Source organism: Persicobacter sp. CCB-QB2 (assembly GCF_001274635.1).
In the GTDB taxonomy this organism is placed as follows: domain Bacteria; phylum Bacteroidota; class Bacteroidia; order Cytophagales; family Cyclobacteriaceae; genus Persicobacter; species Persicobacter diffluens.
This window is the reverse complement of the sequence record NZ_LBGV01000001.1, coordinates 3,517,301-3,536,952: the sequence shown is the minus strand read 5'-3', so window position 1 is coordinate 3,536,952 and position 19,652 is coordinate 3,517,301. Positions and strand designations below refer to the sequence as shown.

15 protein-coding genes are annotated in these 19,652 nt (G+C 43.6%); 9 read left to right on the top strand and 6 right to left on the bottom strand.

What is annotated here, in order from left to right; genetic code table 11:
• Window positions 1-450 precede the first annotated feature (450 nt).
• The 3 genes from NG22_RS15625 to NG22_RS15615 all read right to left on the bottom strand — a co-directional run bounded on the left by NG22_RS15625 (window position 451) and on the right by NG22_RS15615 (window position 5,054).
• Window positions 451-1,875: a HAMP domain-containing sensor histidine kinase gene (locus NG22_RS15625; RefSeq protein ID WP_053406582.1), complete on the bottom strand. Its 1,425-nt coding sequence runs from the start codon at window positions 1,873-1,875 to the stop codon at window positions 451-453.
• A gap of 1,009 nt (window positions 1,876-2,884) precedes the next feature.
• Window positions 2,885-4,177, bottom strand: a complete 1,293-nt coding sequence (locus NG22_RS15620; protein ID WP_053406581.1) for a DUF4270 family protein — start codon at window positions 4,175-4,177, stop codon at window positions 2,885-2,887.
• A gap of 70 nt (window positions 4,178-4,247) precedes the next feature.
• Complete coding sequence (locus NG22_RS15615) at window positions 4,248-5,054, bottom strand: glycogen/starch synthase (RefSeq protein ID WP_053406580.1); 807 nt, start codon at window positions 5,052-5,054, stop codon at window positions 4,248-4,250.
• A 127-nt stretch (window positions 5,055-5,181) separates the two neighbouring features.
• Between NG22_RS15615 and panC the strand changes: the two genes are divergently transcribed.
• The 5 genes from panC to NG22_RS15590 all read left to right on the top strand — a co-directional run bounded on the left by panC (window position 5,182) and on the right by NG22_RS15590 (window position 9,474).
• Window positions 5,182-6,033: a pantoate--beta-alanine ligase gene (gene panC / locus NG22_RS15610; protein ID WP_053406579.1), complete on the top strand. Its 852-nt coding sequence runs from the start codon at window positions 5,182-5,184 to the stop codon at window positions 6,031-6,033.
• A gap of 201 nt (window positions 6,034-6,234) precedes the next feature.
• The gene (panD, locus tag NG22_RS15605) at window positions 6,235-6,585 is read left to right on the top strand and encodes an aspartate 1-decarboxylase (RefSeq protein WP_053406578.1); all 351 of its coding nucleotides are present in this window, start codon (window positions 6,235-6,237) and stop codon (window positions 6,583-6,585) included.
• A gap of 102 nt (window positions 6,586-6,687) precedes the next feature.
• The gene (locus tag NG22_RS15600) at window positions 6,688-7,728 is read left to right on the top strand and encodes a lysylphosphatidylglycerol synthase transmembrane domain-containing protein (protein ID WP_053406577.1); all 1,041 of its coding nucleotides are present in this window, start codon (window positions 6,688-6,690) and stop codon (window positions 7,726-7,728) included.
• 18 nt (window positions 7,729-7,746) lie between these two features.
• A complete protein-coding gene (rfaE2, locus tag NG22_RS15595) occupies window positions 7,747-8,232 on the top strand; it encodes a D-glycero-beta-D-manno-heptose 1-phosphate adenylyltransferase (RefSeq protein ID WP_072159121.1) in 486 nt (161 codons plus the stop codon).
• A gap of 3 nt (window positions 8,233-8,235) precedes the next feature.
• Window positions 8,236-9,474 (top strand): S9 family peptidase, encoded by a 1,239-nt coding sequence (locus NG22_RS15590; protein ID WP_053406576.1) that lies wholly within the window; start codon window positions 8,236-8,238, stop codon window positions 9,472-9,474.
• Here the strand turns inward: NG22_RS15590 and NG22_RS15585 are convergent.
• Window positions 9,464-10,171 carry a DUF2490 domain-containing protein gene (locus NG22_RS15585; protein ID WP_157601155.1) on the bottom strand — a complete coding sequence of 236 codons (708 nt, stop codon included), beginning with the start codon at window positions 10,169-10,171 and terminating at the stop codon, window positions 9,464-9,466. The two genes, NG22_RS15590 and NG22_RS15585, sit on opposite strands and share 11 nt — an antisense overlap.
• Window positions 10,172-10,429: 258 nt before the next feature.
• On the opposite strand from NG22_RS15585, the gene NG22_RS15580 reads away from it, so the two are divergent.
• The 3 genes from NG22_RS15580 to gshAB all read left to right on the top strand — a co-directional run bounded on the left by NG22_RS15580 (window position 10,430) and on the right by gshAB (window position 14,487).
• Entirely contained in the window at window positions 10,430-10,759 is a 330-nt protein-coding gene (locus tag NG22_RS15580; RefSeq protein WP_053406574.1) for a helix-turn-helix transcriptional regulator, read from the top strand.
• A 61-nt stretch (window positions 10,760-10,820) separates the two neighbouring features.
• Window positions 10,821-12,185, top strand: coding sequence for an MATE family efflux transporter (locus tag NG22_RS15575; protein WP_053406573.1), 1,365 nt, complete (start codon window positions 10,821-10,823; stop codon window positions 12,183-12,185).
• Between the two features lie 4 nt (window positions 12,186-12,189).
• Window positions 12,190-14,487 carry a bifunctional glutamate--cysteine ligase GshA/glutathione synthetase GshB gene (gene gshAB, locus NG22_RS15570; RefSeq protein WP_053406572.1) on the top strand — a complete coding sequence of 766 codons (2,298 nt, stop codon included), beginning with the start codon at window positions 12,190-12,192 and terminating at the stop codon, window positions 14,485-14,487.
• Between the two features lie 420 nt (window positions 14,488-14,907).
• Here gshAB and rho read toward each other — a convergent pair whose 3' ends face one another.
• Complete coding sequence (rho, locus tag NG22_RS15560) at window positions 14,908-16,929, bottom strand: transcription termination factor Rho (RefSeq protein WP_053406570.1); 2,022 nt, start codon at window positions 16,927-16,929, stop codon at window positions 14,908-14,910.
• Window positions 16,930-17,348: 419 nt separating this feature from the next.
• Here rho and serS point away from each other — a divergent pair, with 419 nt between their 5' ends.
• Complete coding sequence (gene serS / locus NG22_RS15555; protein WP_053406569.1) at window positions 17,349-18,629, top strand: serine--tRNA ligase; 1,281 nt, start codon at window positions 17,349-17,351, stop codon at window positions 18,627-18,629.
• An 81-nt stretch (window positions 18,630-18,710) separates the two neighbouring features.
• Here the strand turns inward: serS and NG22_RS15550 are convergent, their stop codons facing one another.
• A complete protein-coding gene (locus NG22_RS15550; RefSeq protein WP_053406568.1) occupies window positions 18,711-19,643 on the bottom strand; it encodes a YeiH family protein in 933 nt (310 codons plus the stop codon).
• Between the last annotated feature and the right edge of the window lie 9 nt (window positions 19,644-19,652).

Below are 19,652 nucleotides of genomic sequence, written 5' to 3'. Positions count from 1 at the left end.
ACGATTAAATAAAAGCATTTTCTTTGACTTTTTCGAAAAAACTCATTTTCAATTATCACTAAAAATCGATGATATTAGGCCTATATAAACGATTTTAGAGTTTTCGGACAAGCACTAATTAGAGGATAAAACCAGCAACATTGTAAAAAGCCTTTGGAATAGATTCACAGAAACTGACAGTGCTTAATTCGGGGCACGAATTTTTCAAAAAACTACAATGGGGCAAATAATTGGAAAGATCCGGAGACCAATGTGGAGCTATTTGATTTGAGTGCTTGTCGTTAATCAGGCTACTACCTTTTACAGCATTGACTTTTTAATGCAAAATCTTCCACATCACCTTACCTGCTTTTAATTTTTTGTATCGTTTTATCGAGAACAAAGAAATGATTGAGGATAAGGGTTGGAAAGGCCAATCCAGCTTTATTTAAAAAGTCCTGATAATATGGATTAAGAGACTTCCGCCCGATAAATGTCAGTCTTCCCGATCAAATCATGATAACGGGTTTCATCATAATCCAAATAGCTTACAAATTTGTCCGGTAACACCACTGTAAATCGAGAGCCCTCACCCAGCTTAGAATCCACCTTAATCTGCCCGCCCAGTGAATCCACTCTTCTTTTCACTAAGTTTAAGCCAAGCCCTGTGCTCATCATGCTATAATCTGCGCGATAGAACATCTTAAAGACGTGATCCAGCGATTCCTGAGGAATACCCACGCCATTATCTTCTACTTTAATCACGATTCGTCCGGCTTCTAGTCGCATTTCCACGCTAACAAATGGATTTTGCTTCTGAGGATCATGAAACCTGAACGCATTCTGCACCAAATTATAAATGATGATTTCAATGTCCAGTATGGGCAGTTTGATACTGTCCGGCATTTCCAGTTTAAAATTGAAATCAATTTTATCTTTCATGGCGATGTTTTTCAACTTGCCCTGCTCATGCACCTCCCGGATTAATTGCTGGAAAGAGATATAGCCCACACGACTATTACTGATTTTTTGCGCCATATGGTAGGCGTTCACTTCTTTAATGAAATTATCCACCCGTTGAACCAATATCTCAGACTCATGATGGTATTTCTTGATTGCCTTAAGTTCCTCTTCATATTTTGCTAATTGAAGCAGACCTGTCAAAGAAGCAATCGGCCCTCTTAAACTATGAGACATATGGTAAACCAGCTCATTCAAATTAGTGTTCACCTGACTCAACTCCTCTTTCTGCTCAATGAGGTTTTCCTCCGCCTCCACTTTCTTTTCCAGCATGGCCTCCAGCTCCTCTGTTCGTTCCCTATCCTGATCCACTTTGATGTAAACCAACATCGCCGTTACTAACATAGCCAGACACTGGTTTATCCAAAGTGCCGTTAACTCAATACCACTATGCTCCATGGCACTGAAGACCGAAAGCATACTGGAAGTATAGGAACAATAGAGCAATGAAATAATCGGGATCAATAGCTTTACCACAAAGGGCAATACATTTTCTTCCCGGGGCGTAAGGCAAACCATCACCACTATAGGAAAAAAGAAATAGACCAAGCCGGTGGACTTGGACATTAACTGACAGCCCAAAAAGATATAGGTATTTTGAATGAGGAAAAGTATATCATGGGCCAGATCATCTTCCTTCCGCTGATAAAAATAGAAAGGGATTGACAACAGCACCAAAAAAGCCAGATGATATACGATAAAGGATTCCCCACCCCAGAAGATGTCGATGAATAATTGCATAATCACCATAAGGTTAGTCGCAATCACCAGCTTGGGCAGTAAGAAGTACTTCCCATTAGATGGTGTGATCCCCTTTTCCTCTCTAAAACTTTGGAGGAAAGAAATTACCTTATGCAGTCCGATACCTTTACGCATGGAAATAGTAGATTTGCAATAATTATTATAAAAATACTGAATTATCGCTTATTTAATCAAATAAAGACCTAGAAATAAAAAGATTCAGTACAGTGGTTAAATTCTCTTCAATTTCTTAGATAAGGTACATTATCTACACATCCCCAAAAAATACCTCATCCAGTAATAAATCTGCCCTAATTTAGTCAGACTACTACCAGCAACACAAAATAAAGATAATATTTTTGCAAAATTATTTAATAACTTACTTCAAAAAAATTTCACAAATGGGGAAAAACCGCTCACCTCAGCCTTATTAAACTTACCCTCCCCAATCAAAAAAACAGCCCTGAGCGGCATATTTTAACCATTTTTGAAATAATTGATGATTTTATCACGGGAATTTAGCCTGAGCAGCACCGTAGATAAAATGGAATTTTGATCATTACCTAACATGAAGGCATTGGATGGCCTTTCATCGCCTATCCACCCTATTCCCAAGGACGGAACCCTTTCATTCCGTAGACAAAAACTAATGTCCCATAATCAAAAAGCACTTATTTCACAGGAAAATGAAAGCGAATGATGCAGGCTTGAATACCCGCTTGGCTGCAAGGCGGGAAAAATGAAGGAATACTTTCCCATTTCGAGCTTTTTACAAGGCGGCAGAGGAATGAGAAGCAAGCAAACTTGCCCCAATTGGGGCGTTTAAAAAATTAGTTAACATAAACTAATTGAGCCGAAAAATAAGCCACTTAAGCAGAGTCACTAAAGCTGGTGGTGATTAATTCGGCTTAAAAGAGCAAGCACATCTTTAACCCCATTTCAACCAAACCCCTTGCGCGGTAATAAGGATAAACGGTCCTTCTCCCAATACATCTGCAGGCATTAAAAATGCTCGAAAATAGAGGAAAGTCCTTTTAAATATCGACCGCCTTTTCAGCCTTTTTTGTGGATAATTCCCACATCTTCTCCTGTCAAAGCATGAGCAAGAGACAAAAAAAAGACCGTTTTAAAAACGGTCTTTTTTTTATTCTACTACGGTATAATACATCCTGATGATCACCTCATCTCCGAAGAACTTTAAGCCTTCGAGCTGGTCATGAAATGGAAAGGGAACCAACATCAACTTATTTTTCTCTTCCATTCGTTCCGTAATCAATGCCTGCATATAACGGGTTAATGGGGTCTTATAATAAGTCTTATTTTCATTGGGCGACATCCGTACAACATTATCTCCGGCGTTTTCCAAAGTAGGATCAAAGCTATCCAGAGGAAGTAAGTTTGGAGTATAGGACCTATAATCCTCATCTACCTTATAAATCAGGATAGGATTTGGAACCCTTTGCTCATCGGTCACCTCGGTATCATCATAAGGAATTAATAACTCCGCTGAATTCACCAAAATCGCATTACCATCGTCTAGCGTATCCAAATAGTTTTGCATCAGCGAATCCATTTTCAATACCGCATAAACGCCTGCACCTGCTTTCAGATAACCGTCACCGGAATCTCCCTCTCCATTAATCCGAATAAAACGCATGGTATCCTGAAGTGCCGGATAAGCGGACTGGCTGTAATCCTGAACCATGCCGGTGAAGTTGGCAAAGAAACTGGTATCAGCGGTATTAAAGTAAGAGAAGGAATAGCTCGCAAAGGCGGTATCAGTAGCCGTGTGGTAATGTACCAACAAACCGGAGTTGTCCAAATTAAAGCCCAACATTCCATTAGTGGTTCCGGCCTCATCTACCAGGGCGTAGCCTGGAAAATCTTTACTGAATTCCGTTTGCTGCAAGGCTTCCAGTTCTTCCAGCTCCACTTGTGCATAAGAAAATAAAGAAAAACCTAAACCATCCGGCATTCTCAAAGAATAGGTCGTATCCACCGCATTGGTATTATCTTCCTGATCAATGACCAAATTCCGACTAATGATCGCGTTTGCCTCATAAGGCACCGCATCAAAAGTATAAAAATTACGGTCAGGTCGTTCCGTAGAATCCGGCGTTTGGGTCAGCTCATGCAGTCCCAAGCGAATGGGATTATCAAAAACTTCACCATATCCATAGATGGTACTCAGATTCAGGGTCAGGGAATCATAAGAAGCATCCTCAGGAATTATTCTGGAAGATCTTCTCATCATCGAATAAACCGTGGCCTTTTGGCTACCAAATTCATCATCCTTAATGGAACCCACCAATGCCCGTCCCTGATTCACCGAAGTACGGACAGAATCATAACGAAACAAATCAATGGGAATGGTGATCTCAATATACTTGGTTTTGGTCGGGTCGAAACCTGGATTAAAACCCGCGGAGGGGTTCATGGAATCTTGACAAGACGTAAAAAAAAGGACTAATGCACCGATTAGCCCTAATATTGGTTGGAAGGTTTTGTTACCCAACAAGCTCATTATAAATATTATAGTATTTATCTAAATAATCATCCTCAACGACGGAGTCAATTTGCTTGTGAGCCAATGAATCAAAAAGTCCTTTTAATGAATCATTGTATTGCTCTTCTTCAGCTTTCACAACTGCATCAGCATACTCAACACCCATCTTGATGAATCCTTCGAAGTCGGTTGACATTGGCGTCAACATCTCGTCCTCGATGTCAATCATCTTAATTTTCTCGAAGATATCCTCCGAAAACTTCTGAGGCAAGTGATTATTGTAAATTGTGAAAACCGATTTCGCATTTTTGAAAATCGGATCGTTCTTGTAGGAAGTTTTCAAATACATTGGAATCAAACCGGTCATCCAGTCGTTGCAGTGAACAACGTCCGGCTCCCAGCCTAATTTCTTCACGGTTTCGATTACTCCTTTACAGAAGAAGATCGCACGCTCATCGTTATCGGCGTGCAAATTATTTTCCTTATCAACAAATACAGATTTACGCTGGAAATAATCCTCGTTATCGATGAAATATACCTGAAGGCGCGCATTCGGAATAGAAGCCACCTTGATGACTAAAGGCTTTTCCTCCTCGCCAACGGCAATATTAATTCCTGATAGACGAACTACCTCATGTAGTCGATTCTTGCGTTCGTTGATCAATCCGAAACGCGGCACCATAATCCGAATCTCCATTCCACGCTCCTGCATTTCCTGTGGGAGCTTGCGAACAAAGTCCGCTACTTGCGAAGTTTGGAGAAATGGGTTAATTTCCGTAGCTACGTATAGAATTCGAAGTTTTGACATAACTGTTATTGAATAAGATTAATCAAACAAAGGGGAATACAAAATTACGAAATTTTCCTCGATTCTCAATTTATTTAGGTTAAAATCATAGATTTAGGGTTTGAATCGAAGGATCATATCAGGATACATGCAAGTAATTAATACCATTTCTGACATCAGAAAAAGCCTGCAAACTGTTCGCCTTGAGGGTCAATCCATTGGATTTGTCCCCACAATGGGCGCCTTACATGAAGGGCATATTTCTTTAATTGAACAGTCCGTTAAGGACAATGACGTTACGGTTTGCAGCATATTTGTCAACCCAACACAATTTAATAATGCCGAGGACCTGGAAAAATATCCCCGTACACTAGAGGGGGATATCGCTTTATTGGAAGCGGCCAAATGTGACTATATTTTTGCGCCGGATGCCAAAACGATGTACCCGGGAGAAAATCCCCTGGGCTTTAATTTCCATCCGCTGGACAGTGTGATGGAGGGTAAATTCCGCCCGGGACACTTCAGTGGGGTAGGCCTGGTGGTGAATAAATTATTCAATATTGTGCAACCCACCCGCGCTTATTTTGGGGAAAAAGATTTCCAACAACTGGCCATCATTAAAAAAATGGTGACCGACTTAAACATTCCCATTGAAATAGTGGGTTGCCCGATCAGTCGGGAAGCCAATGGGCTGGCCAGAAGCTCCCGTAACCGCCGATTATCAGAGCACGCCAAAAATGAAATTGCTCCGGCCATCAATCAGGCGCTGATGAGCACAGCTCAAACGCTTCGTCGGCAGGGTTCTTTGGAAAAAGCACGCATGGCTTTTGAGAATGTAATGGCAAAGCATCCCGAAATGGAAGTAGAGTATATGGAAATGGTGGATGCCCACACCTTGGAAAAAGTGGAAAAACTTAAATTAGGACAGCGCATAACCGTTTGTGTGGCAGCATTTTTGGAGGGAGTAAGATTGATCGATAATCGATCTTTTAATATTTAAGATAGCAGGATAATTGCAATTTTGAGAGAGCGGAAAACGGTTTTTCCGGAGTGCTATCCACCTAAGGAAAGTTAATTTTTATTAGGGATAGTTACATAAAATCACAAACTTGCGATTGAGTTGGTTATCACTCAAATTTGAAGATTGATAACCCCCAAAATCACATTCATCTTATAAGGAGATGCTTCTTTTGGAAAGAAAATGAATATTGAGGTAGTAAAATCGAAAATCCATCGCGTAAAAGTTACGCAGGCTGAATTACATTATGTAGGAAGTATCACCATCGATGCTGATCTTTTGGATGGAGCCAACATCCTGGAAGGGGAGAAAGTTCAAATCGTTAATGTTAATAATGGCGAACGAATTGAGACTTATACCATCGCTGGTGAAAGAGGTAGCGGAATGGTGTGTTTGAACGGACCTGCCGCCCGTCGTGTTCAAGTAGGAGATATCATCATCATTATTTCTTATGGCTCAATGGATTTTGAAGAAGCCAAAAAAGGATTCAAGCCATCGATTGTTTTCCCTGACGGTGACAATCGTATCGCTTAAAAATTTTTAGCAAGCCCGTTATGGGTTCCACAGTTTTTATTAAAAAGTTCAGCTTTGTGGCCATTGTGCTGAAGAGCTGAACTTTTTTCTTTTCCCCCGACCATGAAGCAATTAAAACAAATCGCCCAATACATCCTCTCCCTCAGCCTCGCTTTAGGGCTTTTGTATTATGTCTTTCGGGACATGGACTTTAGCGACTTTCAGGCAAGGGCTGAAGACCTGACCTACGGATGGATATACGTATCTTTTGCGATGGCGCTGATAAGCCACTGGGCAAGGGCTTACCGCTGGAACTTACTGCTGAAGCCCCTGGGGTATCAGCACCTGAGCGTCTGGAGAACCTTTCTGGCGGTAATGGTGGGCTATTTTGCTAATCTGATTATTCCCAGAGCCGGAGAAGTAGCGCGCTGTGCCATACTGGCCAAATCCGATAAGGTTCCCTTATCCACCGGAGTTGGGAGTGTGGTCGCTGAACGCCTTTTTGATTTCATTATATTATTGGTGAGCGTGGCTTTAGTGCTCTTTCTGGAGTTTGAAGTACTCTTTCAATTCCTGTCGGATCTGATCTCTGAAAAATTTGGTCAAAGCCTGTCCCTATTACCTTTGGTTTCCGTGATGCTTGCGCTGGGATTATTGGGAATGACCGGAATGGTTTACCTATGGAGGTTTAAAAGGGCCTGGCTACGCAAAAACGCTTTTTTCGTGAAGATAGAGTCCTTTTTAGAGCAATTGACTAAAGGGCTTTTGAGTTTTCGTTCCATAGAGAACAAATGGGGTTTTGTGCTTTCCACCATTGTGATCTGGGCCATGTACTTTACCATGTCCTTTGTTATCTTTTTCGCCTGGCCGGAGACTGCACATTTTGGCCCCAGAATTGGCCTGACCCTTTTTGTAATGGGAGGACTGGGAATGGCCGCCCCTGTACAGGGGGGCATTGGCGCCTATCACTGGATTGTTTCCCGAACATTGGCGCTTTACGGCCTTCCGTTAACCGATGGGGTTTTCTTCGCTACGGTATTACACACCTCTCAAACAGTTATGCTGTTGATAGTGGGGGGAATTTCCCTGGCCATCTCTCTCATCCTTTTCGGCAAGGACCAAAAAGTCGATCAACAAAAAGCACCTTTAGTAAAACCACAATAGGTAATCATTAATTTCAAGATGAAAACTACTGCAGATAAAATCATTTCCTGGTCAGACATTGATCAAACCATGGACGCCTACCGTCAGAAAGGCGAAAAAATTGTCTTTTCTAACGGCTGTTTTGATATCCTTCATTTGGGCCATATCGATTATCTGGAAAAATCCCGCCAAAAGGGAGATCGATTAGTGATTGGACTCAACACTGATGCCTCCGTCCAAAAATTGAAAGGCCCCGAACGTCCGATCAATAATGAATATTCCCGCGCCCGCATGTTGGCGGCTTTGGCTTTTGTGGACAATGTCATTCTTTTCGGAGAGCAAACCCCTCTGAAATTAATCGAAACGGTGAAGCCGGACATCCTGGTGAAAGGAAACGATTATTCGGTGGAAAATATTGTAGGCGCCCCTTTCGTTTTGGAAAACGGCGGAAGTGTAGAAACCGTAGACCTTGTGGATGGCTTCTCTACCACCAATATCATCGATAAAATCAAAAAATTCGGATAATCCATGAAGTGGCATTTCTCTCTCTTATTTTTCGCTTATTTTTTCATTTCTCTGGCAAATGCCCAGAAAATAACAGAACAACGAACTATAGGAGAGATGGATGCGCAATACATGCAGGCCCGTGAATATGGTATGTTCAAGCCATCTGCCCTTAAAATCTTATCCAAAGTGGATACCACTTTAAAGGACATGAAAGCATTTGAGGACATTCAAAAAATGGCCCTGCATTTCCCCCAAACCGTCTCCCTGCAAGAAATTCACTACACCAGCAATTACCAGGGCAAAGCAATCCTCCTCTCCGGATTATTATTGCAACCTGCCGGAGAAAGCAAAGGCGTCATCCTGCATCACCATGGCACCATCTATCCGGCGGCCCAAAAACTCGCCCCATCAGCAAGCGAAATATCCAATAGTCAAAAAGATCATTTCACACAGGAATTATCCATTGGAGCCACGCTGGCGTCCAACGGCTTCACCGTCCTGATGCCGGATTACGTGGGCTACAATACCAGCAAGCACACCGAACACCCATATACCCTGAATAAAATTAACGCCCAAAATTCGGTGGACATGTTATTGGCTTATTCGGAAGCAAATGCCAAAGCCCCCAAAAAAGTATATTTGAGCGGAATATCTGAAGGAGCCGCCATTGGATTAGCGAGTCAGCAGATATTAGAGACCCGATATCCCAAGCAATACCAAATACAGGGCGGATATTTTTATGCTGGCCCTCATGATTTTACCGGAACCGTACAATGGTTTTGTCAACAGGAAAAAGCACAAACACCGGTAGCCGCCATTTATATGTGGAGTGCCTGGGCTGTAGCGGAGGGATACGATTACCCCATCAGGGAAATTTACGCTCAAAAGGCGAAATCTTACCGTAAGTACTTCCGCCCCTGGTTTTTCCTTTCCGGCCAGAAAAAAACTGAAAAGCTGTTGAAAAAGGATTTTTTAGTGGCTATACATGCAGCCCCTGAAACGCATCCATTCTTTAAGATTTCAAAAGACAACAGCCCTATTTACTGGCAGCCAGCGGCCCCTGTTTACCTTTTCCATGGAACCCATGACGGTTTAGTTCCCACCCTCAACAGTGAAAATGCTTTTCGGGAAATGCAGCAATCCGGTGGAAACGTCCGGTACATTCCATTAGCGGGAAAAGGGCACCTTTCCGGCGTTATGGACTATTTTTTTCAGTATCTGGATGCTCTGGACACCCAGTCTTACAAACCTACTCCTTAGTTTTTTTCTTCCAGGTATAGGCAATCCGGATTTGTGTGAAAAAATCATGTCGGTCAAATTCACCATCGGTGGCCTGTCTGGTTTTCTGATAATTGAACAGCAGGGTATAGGACCATTTGCTTTTGGAGACCATACCAACACCCGCACCAAAACGATTCCGGTTCCTGAAAACTTCATCTGCTTCTCCCCCCATATTGAAGAATAGCTCCCCATAAGCCATCAGGAAATAAAGATTTTCCTTAGAAATCCGCCAAAGCGGAATACGGGTATCCACCTTATAGCGTCCACGCGTCACCAGCTCAGTCGCCGCCTCCTCTGAATACCGGCTGATACGTTCTTCCACCCTTGCATAATGGTTTACATCCATCCATTCAATAATGGGCCATTTTAATCCGACTCCTAAGTAGGGGCGAATTTCCAGATGGTTTTGTTCTGTCTGATAGGTATTATAAATGGTATTCAGACCCGCCCGTATATTCCATCGTTTATTCAAATTGTAGCGCATCATAGGGTGAATATAATACCGATGCCACTCCTGCGAACCATAAAATTGCCGGTATCCAACTGCAAATTGCCCCACCCACTTATCATTCCACATATAGCCCGGACGAAACTCGCCCCAGAACTGGCCATCCTGAGCAGAAGCGCTTTGACTGACAAAAAAGGACATAAAGATCCCCAACGCAAATAGATGCATCTGTTTAGCCCCAATCCACTGACTAAAACCGAGTCTTTTTATCTCCCTTAAAATCAATCCTTTTCCCTTTAAAATTACTTCAAAACAAGAAAAAATGGTGCAAAGCTTTAAATTCAGCCTTGTCAATTTCAGTCGTTCTGATGTTCAAAATTGATCGAATTACGGCATTCTTCCCGACATGTGGTATGAAAAAAATCATATTCTCGAAATGGTATGGATATTGATATTAATCGTATATTTACGATAAACGATTAATCCATGAATAAAGATAAAACGAATCACTTCAATTCAAAGCAGCAAAGGCTGGCCGAACTGGCTAAGGCATTGGCCCATCCGGCCAGGGTGGCCATTTTACAAACTTTAGCAGCAGCAGATGAATGCATCTGTGGTGATTTTGTGGACCAACTTCCACTTTCACAGTCGACGGTCAGCCAGCACTTAAAAGAACTGAAGAATGCAGGCTTGATATGCGCCAGTGCACACCCGCCCAAAATGTTTTATTGCCTGAATAAGGAAGTATGGAAGGAATGGGAAGAACTTCAGCAACTGGTATTTCCCAAGGGGGGAAAAACTGCAGAAGTGCTCTAAAGGGAGCAGCTTGTTGTGATCATACATTTTACCCAAATTCATCGTCAATTAACGATAGATAATGCAGTCATTAAATAATAACCCTTGGTGGGGCCTTTCAAAAGAAAGTAGACAATTAATCCTGCTGGCACTTCCAATAATCGGAGGTAACCTATTGCAAATGGCCTATAACCTGACCGATATGTTGTGGTTGGGAAGAGTAGGGAGTGATGCAGTGGCTGCCGTTGGAACCGCTGGCTTTTTCCTCAACCTTGGCGCCGCCCTCTTTTCCATTGTATTGACGGGGGTCAGCGTAAAAGTTGCCCAATTTGCTGGTGCTGGCAAGCGCGACATCATCAGTCAGTTTATCACCTCCGCTACCTGGTTCTCCTTAGTCCTTGGTTTCCTTTACACCATTTTCCTGTGGGCTGGAAGAAAGCCGCTCATTGCTTTTTTTGATTTAAATGATCCGGAAGTAGAATCCATGGCAGCACATTACCTCTTCATTATCGGAGGGAGTGTGGTGCTACAATTTCTGAACTTTCTCTTTACAGCCATATTTAATGCCCATGGGAAAACGGCGGTTTCCTTCAGGGCTGGTGCGCTGGGAATGGTGGTGAATATTATGCTTGACCCCTTGTTCATTTGGGGCTTGGGTTTGGGCGTTGAAGGAGCTGCTTTTGCTACGCTTTTAGCCCGGTTGATCGTCTTTCTGCGTTTTCTGATCCTTTTCAGGCAACAAAAAGATATTCAGTTTGCCAAAAGTGCCCCGGATTTCGGACACTTAACCGATATTTTGAAATTGGGTAGTCCGGTGGGTTTTCAGCGGATTATCTTCGTGGGCATTCAAATTATCATGGCAAAGATTCTGGCCGAATGGGGCGCTACTGCCATCGCCGTTCAGAAAATAGGCCTGGAACTGGAAGCCCTGAGTTATATGACCATGGCCGGAATGTCACAGGCCATGACCATTCAGATTGGTCACCATTTTGGCGCAAAAAGGATAAGTCAAATTCCTAACACTTATAAACAAGGGCTGAAAATTGCCCTGCTGGTAGGCATCAGCATTACCAGCTTGTTCTGGCTATTTCCGGAACAAATGATCCGCCTATTTGTCCATGAACCGGAAAGCATTGCCCTGGGAACAGATTACCTCTTTATTCTCGGTGCCAGTCAACTTTTTATGTGCATCGAAATGCTCACCATGGGCTCCTATAATGGCATCGGGAAAACCCATGTCCCGCCGATGGTAAGCATTTGCTTTACCGGATTGCGCATCCCCTTGGCGCTTTTCATGGCCCACCAATTGGCCATGGGGGCACAAGGCGTTTGGTGGGCCGTTAGCATCAGCAGTATCGCCAAAGGATTACTGCTACCCGCACTTTTTTGTATCACCCTTTATAAAATGAAAAAAAAGGACCAACTGCTGGCCCCTCTAAATATTTAGCCCTATGAAAAAGACCAATAATATCGATCGGCAAGAGGCACAGGTTTTTCTACTGGAAGGAAAATTCGGTCTGGAAAAAGAAAATCTGAGGGTGACGAAGGAAGGGAAAATTGCTTGTTCGCCTCATCCGGAAGATTTTGGTGATAAGCTCAAGCACCCTTATGTGACGGTAGATTTTTCCGAAAGTCAGCTGGAAATGATCACCCCACCGCTACCCTCCATTGCAGAAGCTGCAGGATTTATGAAAACCATTCATGAGGTGGTCAATGAAAACATTGGAGAAGAAATCCTATGGCCATCTTCCATGCCACCTGCCCTGCCCACAGAAGATGGCGAGGTTCCCATGGCCAACTTTGGGGAATTAGGTAAAGACCATGAGGACTACCGTTCGCATCTGGCCCATACCTATGGGAGGAAAAAGCAGCTGATTTCAGGCATTCATTTCAATGTGAGCCCAGATCCGCTGCTAATTCAACATTTGCATCAAAAAAGCGGCGAGCTAAATTCAGCAGATTTTGAGCAAGAGCTTTATCTGAAGGCTTTACGCATCATGATGAAAAACCGCTGGATGCCCTTAATGCTGACGGGGAACAGCCCAGTAGTGCATACTTCTTTCGATATGTCCAATTGGGAATTACCGGAAATTGGCCAGGATACTCGCACGCACCGCTTCACACATTCGATCCGTGCCAGCATTAGTGGATATCGCAATAAGGAAGAATTCTACCTGGACTACAGCAATTGGGACAACTTTAATTCATCAGTAGAAAAGCTGGTGGAAGAAAAGAAAATCCTGCAGGAAAAGGAGCTTTATCTGCCCTTCCGTATCAAAAAAGATACAAGCGGAAAGATTACGCATATGGAAATCCGCATGCTGGATTTAGATCCCCTGAGCCCGCAGGGCATTAATGAAGCTGCTCTTTATTTGTACCATTTGTATTTCCTTTGGGCCCTGCTTTCGGAGGAAAAGGATTCAGCCTTTAATCGTCAGGATCAAAGAGTGGCCTATTATAATCAGTACAAAGTGGCTTGCTGTGGTGCCCATGCCGACATTTGGGAAGACCGCAAACCCGAAGAAGGCTTTAGCAAAAAAGAAAAAGTGCTGAATTGGCTGGAAGAATTGGCCACTTTAATCCCTGCTCATGAAAGCTATGAGGTTTATCGAAAGGCGCTGCAATACTTTAAAAGTTTGGCCAATAATCCCGAAAAAGGCCCAACAGAAGTCGTGAGAAAAGGGGTGCACGAAAAAGGGTACATCGCTTATCATATGGAGTTGGCAGAAAAATTCAAGGCGGAAGGCTTAGCCAAGGGCTATCGATTTTCCGGTTTGGAAGATATGGAGCTGTCGACGCAACTGATGCTTCGGGAGGCGATTAAGCGAGGGGTAAAATTCGAGATTCTGGATCGTGCCGCTAATTTCGTACAATTCTCTAAAGGAGATAAAACGGAGTTTGTGCAACAGGCCACCAAAACTTCTCTGGATACCTACAGCGGCGTTTTGATGATGGAAAATAAGATTGTCACCAAGCATGTTTTGCATCAGGCGGGGATTCAGGTGCCGATGGGGGCAGATTTTGACAATCCCGATAAGGCCAAGGCGAGCTTTATGCAATTTGAAGGTAAGGCCATCGTGATCAAGCCGAAGACCACTAATTTCGGTTTGGGCATCAGTATTCTGAAAGAAAATACCAGCGAAAAGCTTTTCCAAGAAGCAGTGGAAATGGCTTTTCGTGAGGATAACAGTATTCTGATCGAACCTTTTATTGCCGGTCGGGAATTCCGGATCTTCATCATTGGGGAAGAAGTGGTGGGTATTTTGCATCGCGTTCCGGCCAATGTAAAAGGAGACGGCAGTTCAACTATTCGGGAATTGGTGGAAAAGAAAAATCAGGATCCACTCAGAGGGGTCGGCTATCGAACACCTTTGGAGAAAATCAAGCTGGAAGCTCCGGAACGCATGTTTTTGGAAACACAAGGACTGGATTTCGACAGCATTCCGGCTGATGGGGAAACGGTTTATTTGAGGGAAAATTCCAATATTTCCACCGGTGGAGACAGTCTGGACTTCACGGATGATATTCATCCTTCCTATAAAAAAATAGCGATTGAAGCTGCCAAAGCCATGGGGGTAAAAATCACCGGGCTGGACATGATGATACAGGAAATCGATCAGCCGGCATCGGCAGACAATTATTCTATTATTGAGATGAACTTCAATCCGGCGATTCATATTCATTGTCATCCGTTCCGTGGAAAGAACAGAAGGTTGAATGCGAAGATGATGGATATTTTGGGGTTTTAAGCCAAATTATGCATGCTTAAATCCTCGTTTAGCTGCAAGGCGGGAAAATGAAGGAATAGTACCCTATTTCATTTTTTTCAACGAAGCAGATGAATGAGGAGAAAGCAAGCTTAGCCCCATTTGGGCTATTAAAAATCAACGAGAACACCCCTTACTGCTTAATAGAAAGACATTGGGATTACATCAATATATTCAGCGGTGAATAATTTGGCTTAAATTGAAACACCATCCCCCGGCAAAGGGATAGAGGCATTGTTGGAGCTCTTTTTTGCAGCCTGAAAGCGTAGCGGCTCGCAAAAAAAGCGACTGCCGAAAGCCCGACAGCGAGCCTGGGCGAGCTGATGCCCCAAAGTCAAAAGCATAAAAAAATCCCCTGCATCAAAAAAGATACAGGGGATTTTCATTTTATATTATTCGCGATTAACCATTCATCGACAACAAGAATTCCTCATTGTCTTTGGTACCACGCATTTTCTCTAACATCCACTCCATTGCTTCCTGAGAGTTCATATCAGACAGGCCGTGCTTACGCAACAACCAGATTTTCTGTAGGGTCTCACGATCGTTCAACAGATCTTCACGGCGCGTACCGGAAGCCAAGATATCGATAGCAGGGTAAATACGGCGGTTCGCCAATTTGCGATCCAACTGTAATTCCATATTACCAGTACCTTTGAATTCTTCAAAGATTACCTCATCCATCTTAGAACCGGTTTCGGTCAATGCTGTAGCGATAATGGTCAAAGAACCACCATTTTCTACATTACGAGCCGCTCCGAAGAAACGCTTAGGCTTGTGCAATGCATTCGCATCCACACCACCGGAAAGGATTTTACCAGAAGAAGGTACTACGGTGTTGTGTGCACGTGCCAGACGAGTGATAGAATCCAAAAGAATTACTACATCGTGACCACACTCTACCATACGCTTGGATTTCTCCAATACCATATTGGAAACCTTTACGTGACGTTCTGCCTGCTCATCAAAAGTAGAAGAAACTACTTCTGCACGAACGGAACGTGCCATATCGGTTACCTCCTCAGGACGCTCATCAATCAACAAGATAATCAGATAAACCTCAGGGTGGTTTTTAGCGATGGAGTTCGCAACATCTTTCAACAATACCGTTTTACCGGTTTTTGGCTGTGCCACGATCATACCACGCTGACCTTTACCGATAGGGGCAAACAGGTCTAAAACACGGGTAGAATATTTATTGGAAGCATCAGTCAAATTCAATTTCTCCTGAGGGAAAAGTGGCGTTAAATGCTCGAAAGGCACACGGTCACGAATTTCTTCGGTAGTTTTTCCGTTAACTGTTTCGACACGTAACAAGGCGAAATACTTTTCTCCTTCTTTCGGAGGACGGATAGATCCGCATACGGTATCTCCGGTTTTCAAACCAAAAAGCTTGATTTGAGATGGAGAAACGTAGATATCATCCGGAGAAGCCAAATAGTTGTAATCAGAAGAACGCAAGAAACCATAACCGTCCTGCATAATTTCTAATACACCTTCGCTCTCTACGATGCCTTCAAATTCCTTAATGGTGCTCTGGATCTGACGGCGGTTCATGCGGTCGTCACGACGATCATCGCGGCGATCTTCACGCTCACGACGCTCAGGACGCTGCTGTTCCTGGTCTTCCGACGAGGCCTCAGGGGCAGCTTCTCTGTTTCTTGGAGGAATGGCTACAGGCTCATCCTTAGTAGCAGCCTCCACTGGAGCAGCAGCTTCTGCAGCTACTTTCTCCTCTTTATTTTCTTCTGTCACAGCAGGTTTTTCTTCAGTACTTGATGGTTGAGCAGGCTCAGGAATTTTACCCGATGTTACCGCCTCAGTGAACAATTCCAGCAAATCTTCATTGCTGTCCTGCTCTTTTTGCTGACGCGGCTTACGCTCTCTTTCTTTTCTTTCCGGACGCTCAGAACGTTCCTGGCGCTCTGGACGCTCCTGACGTTCCGCTTTTTCAGGACGGTCCTGACGCTGCTCATTGCGTTCTGTACGCTCTTTGCGCTGACGTTTCGGACGCTCTTCCTTACGCTCCTTTTCCTCTGTTTGCTCAACAGGGGCAACCGCCTTTACGCTTTCGCGTTTAGGGAGTTTGGTTTCACGTTCAGGCTTTGGTTTAGCAGCCGCTTCTTTCTTATCAGCTTTAGGTGCTTTTTCTTTATTAGTTTCACGGGCTTTTCTTGGAGCGCGCTCCTTCTTTTCCGTTTTAGGTTTTGCTTCTGCTTCAGGAGCAGGCGCTGCAACTTCAGCAGCCTTTTTACTGGCTACCAACTTCTGCAATTGATCTTCAGGAAGTACCGCTTGTTGATCGAGGATTTTGTAGATCAACTCTTTTTTAGGAAGGCTTTTATATTTGGTTACTCCCAACTCTTCGGCAATCTCCTTTAATTCAGACAGGAGCTTGACACTCAGTTCTTCAATATTGTACATAGAATAGTAATATATAATGCACTATCGTGCGAGGGCTTTCTCTTTTAGTGTAAATAAGAGGATAAAATGAAAAAGTAATGATTTCAATGAAATAGAATATTCCAATTGAGACTTAGGAGAGGTTCCTAATTGATGTTTAGATACGCAAGTATAAATTAAACCATTAGAAATGTCAAGTCTCACTTGAATAAACCGATGCAATTTGTGAAGGTTTCATTCAGAAAAGTATTTATATTCAATCGTTTTTTTATTGGCTGAAAAGCTTCCCAACTTAAAGGGAATCAAATTGGTTTTTTTTAACTTAGCAGCCAACATTTCCCTAAAGGGGAATTAATGACAAAAACGGGCGAAATAAAGCCCCCACAGGTGAATTCACCTGTTAGCAGTGCATAACATTAACAAATATATTTTCCTGCAACATGTTACAAATCAATGAATTTAAGGAAAACAAGGAGGCGTTAATTGCTGGCCTGAAGGTCAAAAATTTTCCCAATCCTGAGGAAGTAGTAGAAAAAGTACTGACGCTAGATGCGGAGCGTCGTGCCACCCAGCAGGCAAATGATGATGTTTCGGCAGAATCCAATTCCATTTCCAAGCAAATCGGTATGTTGATGCGCGAGGGAAAAAAGGAAGAGGCGGAACAGGTCAAAGCCAAAACTGCGGTATTGAAGGAGGAATCGAAGAAGTTGCAGGAAAAACTGTCATCCGTTGAGGAGGAATTACAGCAGTTATTGTACACCATTCCCAACATTCCGCACCCATCTGTACCGGAAGGAAAGAGTGATGAGGACAATGAGGTAATCCGCGAATTTGGGGAAAAGCCAGTCCTGAGTGATGACAAAAAGCCACACTGGGATCTGATCAAGGAATACGATATCATCGATTTCGAATTGGGTAATAAGCTGACCGGTGCCGGATTCCCTGTTTACAAAGGAAAAGGTGCCCGCCTGCAACGCGGATTGATCAACTTCTTTTTAGATGAAGCAGAGAAGGCGGGTTATTCTGAAGTATTACCTCCGATTGTGGTAAACGAGGCTTCCGGAATTGCGACTGGACAGTTGCCGGATAAAGAAGGGCAGATGTACCAACTGACGGGTCATGATTACTATTTGATTCCAACCGCTGAGGTGCCGATCACCAATATGTACCGTGACACGATCATTAATGAGAAGGATCTTCCGATCAAAAATGCAGGTTTTACGCCATGTTTTCGTCGTGAGGCGGGCTCCTGGGGGGCACATGTTCGTGGCCTGAACCGCCTGCATCAGTTTGACAAGGTGGAGATTGTTCAAATTGCTAAGCCGGAAGATTCCATGGCTGCATTGGATGGCATGGTAGAACATGTGGAGCGCCTTTTGAAAAAATTAGGATTGCCGGTACGTGTGCTAAGACTTTGCGGTGGTGATTTAAGCTTCACTTCTCACATCACCTATGATATGGAAGTTTATTCTGCCGGCCAGGATCAGTGGTTGGAGGTTTCTTCTGTTTCCAACTTCCTGACTTATCAGGCGAATCGCCTGAAGTTGCGTTACCGTCCGGAAGGAGAGAAAAAGACCCAATTATTGCATACTTTGAATGGTTCTGCGCTTGCTTTGCCACGAATTGTAGCGACTATTTTAGAAAACAACCAAACTGCTGACGGCATCAATATTCCTGAGGTATTGGTTCCTTATGTTGGTTTTGATAAGATTACGAAATAAATATTTTCGTTTTAATATGCCAAAAGCCCGCCCTCGTAATGAGGTCGGGCTTTTTTATTAAACCGATTATTAATTTTTGCACTAAAGAAGATACAACGCCAGGCTCCCCACCACAACCCAAAGGATCAGCCCCATCGCGAATGCCCGCAGGCCCACTTTCTTTAGGGTAGAAAAGTGCAAGCCAGTACCCACCCAGAACAAGGCCAAAGTCATCATTCTTTTGGAAATACTGGTGAGGTGAATGCCCCACTGCTCCACCCCCGGCAAATAAGGGTGAATGAGAATCACGGCGATGAAGGCAATCAAGAAAGTAGGAATGGGCAATTTCTGACCACTTTTTTTCCACCAACCCAAAGCTGCACAAAGTGGCACAATCCACAAGGCTCTGGCCAATTTCACGGTGGTGGCAATTTCTAATGCTTTTCCACCATAAGTCCCGGCTGCGCCAACCACTGAAGAGGTGTCATGAATGGCCATGGCGGCCCACCAACCGAACGCTTCTGACGGCATCTGCAATAAATGCCCGATAAAAGGAAACACCACCAATGCGAGCGCATTGAATAAAAATACCGTTCCCAGGGCTACAGACATATTTTCCTCTTTGGCATTTAGGGTAGCTCCCGCAGCTGCAATGGCACTTCCTCCACAAATGGCAGTGCCAAAGGAGATCAAAAGTCCCGTTTCTTTATCGATTTTGAGCCATTTGGTCAGTAAAGCGCCCAACCCTAAAACTACCGCAATGGTCAATGCAGTAATGCCAAAACCTTCTGAGCCTACGGCCCAGGCTTCTTGAAAAGACATGCCGAATCCCATGCCCACTATGGCAAAGTTCAGCAATATTTTGGTCCACTTATGGGCTTGTTGCTGATAATCAGTGAAAAGAAAATTGGATAAAATCACTCCAATGATCAGGGCGATAAAAGGAGAACAAAAGGGCATCAGGCAGAAAATTCCGGCGCCCCACCAAATCATCTTTTTGAAATCGGGTTGTTGAGGTATTGCGATTCCTTGCATCTTTATTCT

What these genes read in the sequence shown, in the direction of transcription:
- NG22_RS15590 (WP_053406576.1), top strand. Translation starts at nt 8,236, where the DNA reads ATGAAGTGGCATTTCTCTCTCTTATTTTTCGCTTATTTTTTCATTTCT.
- rfaE2 (WP_072159121.1), top strand. Translation starts at nt 7,747, where the DNA reads ATGAAAACTACTGCAGATAAAATCATTTCCTGGTCAGACATTGATCAA.
- NG22_RS15600 (WP_053406577.1), top strand. Translation starts at nt 6,688, where the DNA reads ATGAAGCAATTAAAACAAATCGCCCAATACATCCTCTCCCTCAGCCTC.
- NG22_RS15585 (WP_157601155.1), bottom strand. Translation starts at nt 10,171, where the DNA reads ATGCATCTATTTGCGTTGGGGATCTTTATGTCCTTTTTTGTCAGTCAA.
- rho (WP_053406570.1), bottom strand. Translation starts at nt 16,929, where the DNA reads ATGTACAATATTGAAGAACTGAGTGTCAAGCTCCTGTCTGAATTAAAG.
- NG22_RS15550 (WP_053406568.1), bottom strand. Translation starts at nt 19,643, where the DNA reads ATGCAAGGAATCGCAATACCTCAACAACCCGATTTCAAAAAGATGATT.
- NG22_RS15575 (WP_053406573.1), top strand. Translation starts at nt 10,821, where the DNA reads ATGCAGTCATTAAATAATAACCCTTGGTGGGGCCTTTCAAAAGAAAGT.
- gshAB (WP_053406572.1), top strand. Translation starts at nt 12,190, where the DNA reads ATGAAAAAGACCAATAATATCGATCGGCAAGAGGCACAGGTTTTTCTA.
- NG22_RS15615 (WP_053406580.1), bottom strand. Translation starts at nt 5,054, where the DNA reads ATGTCAAAACTTCGAATTCTATACGTAGCTACGGAAATTAACCCATTT.
- panD (WP_053406578.1), top strand. Translation starts at nt 6,235, where the DNA reads ATGAATATTGAGGTAGTAAAATCGAAAATCCATCGCGTAAAAGTTACG.
- NG22_RS15620 (WP_053406581.1), bottom strand. Translation starts at nt 4,177, where the DNA reads ATGAACCCCTCCGCGGGTTTTAATCCAGGTTTCGACCCGACCAAAACC.
- panC (WP_053406579.1), top strand. Translation starts at nt 5,182, where the DNA reads ATGCAAGTAATTAATACCATTTCTGACATCAGAAAAAGCCTGCAAACT.
- NG22_RS15625 (WP_053406582.1), bottom strand. Translation starts at nt 1,875, where the DNA reads ATGCGTAAAGGTATCGGACTGCATAAGGTAATTTCTTTCCTCCAAAGT.
- serS (WP_053406569.1), top strand. Translation starts at nt 17,349, where the DNA reads ATGTTACAAATCAATGAATTTAAGGAAAACAAGGAGGCGTTAATTGCT.
- NG22_RS15580 (WP_053406574.1), top strand. Translation starts at nt 10,430, where the DNA reads ATGAATAAAGATAAAACGAATCACTTCAATTCAAAGCAGCAAAGGCTG.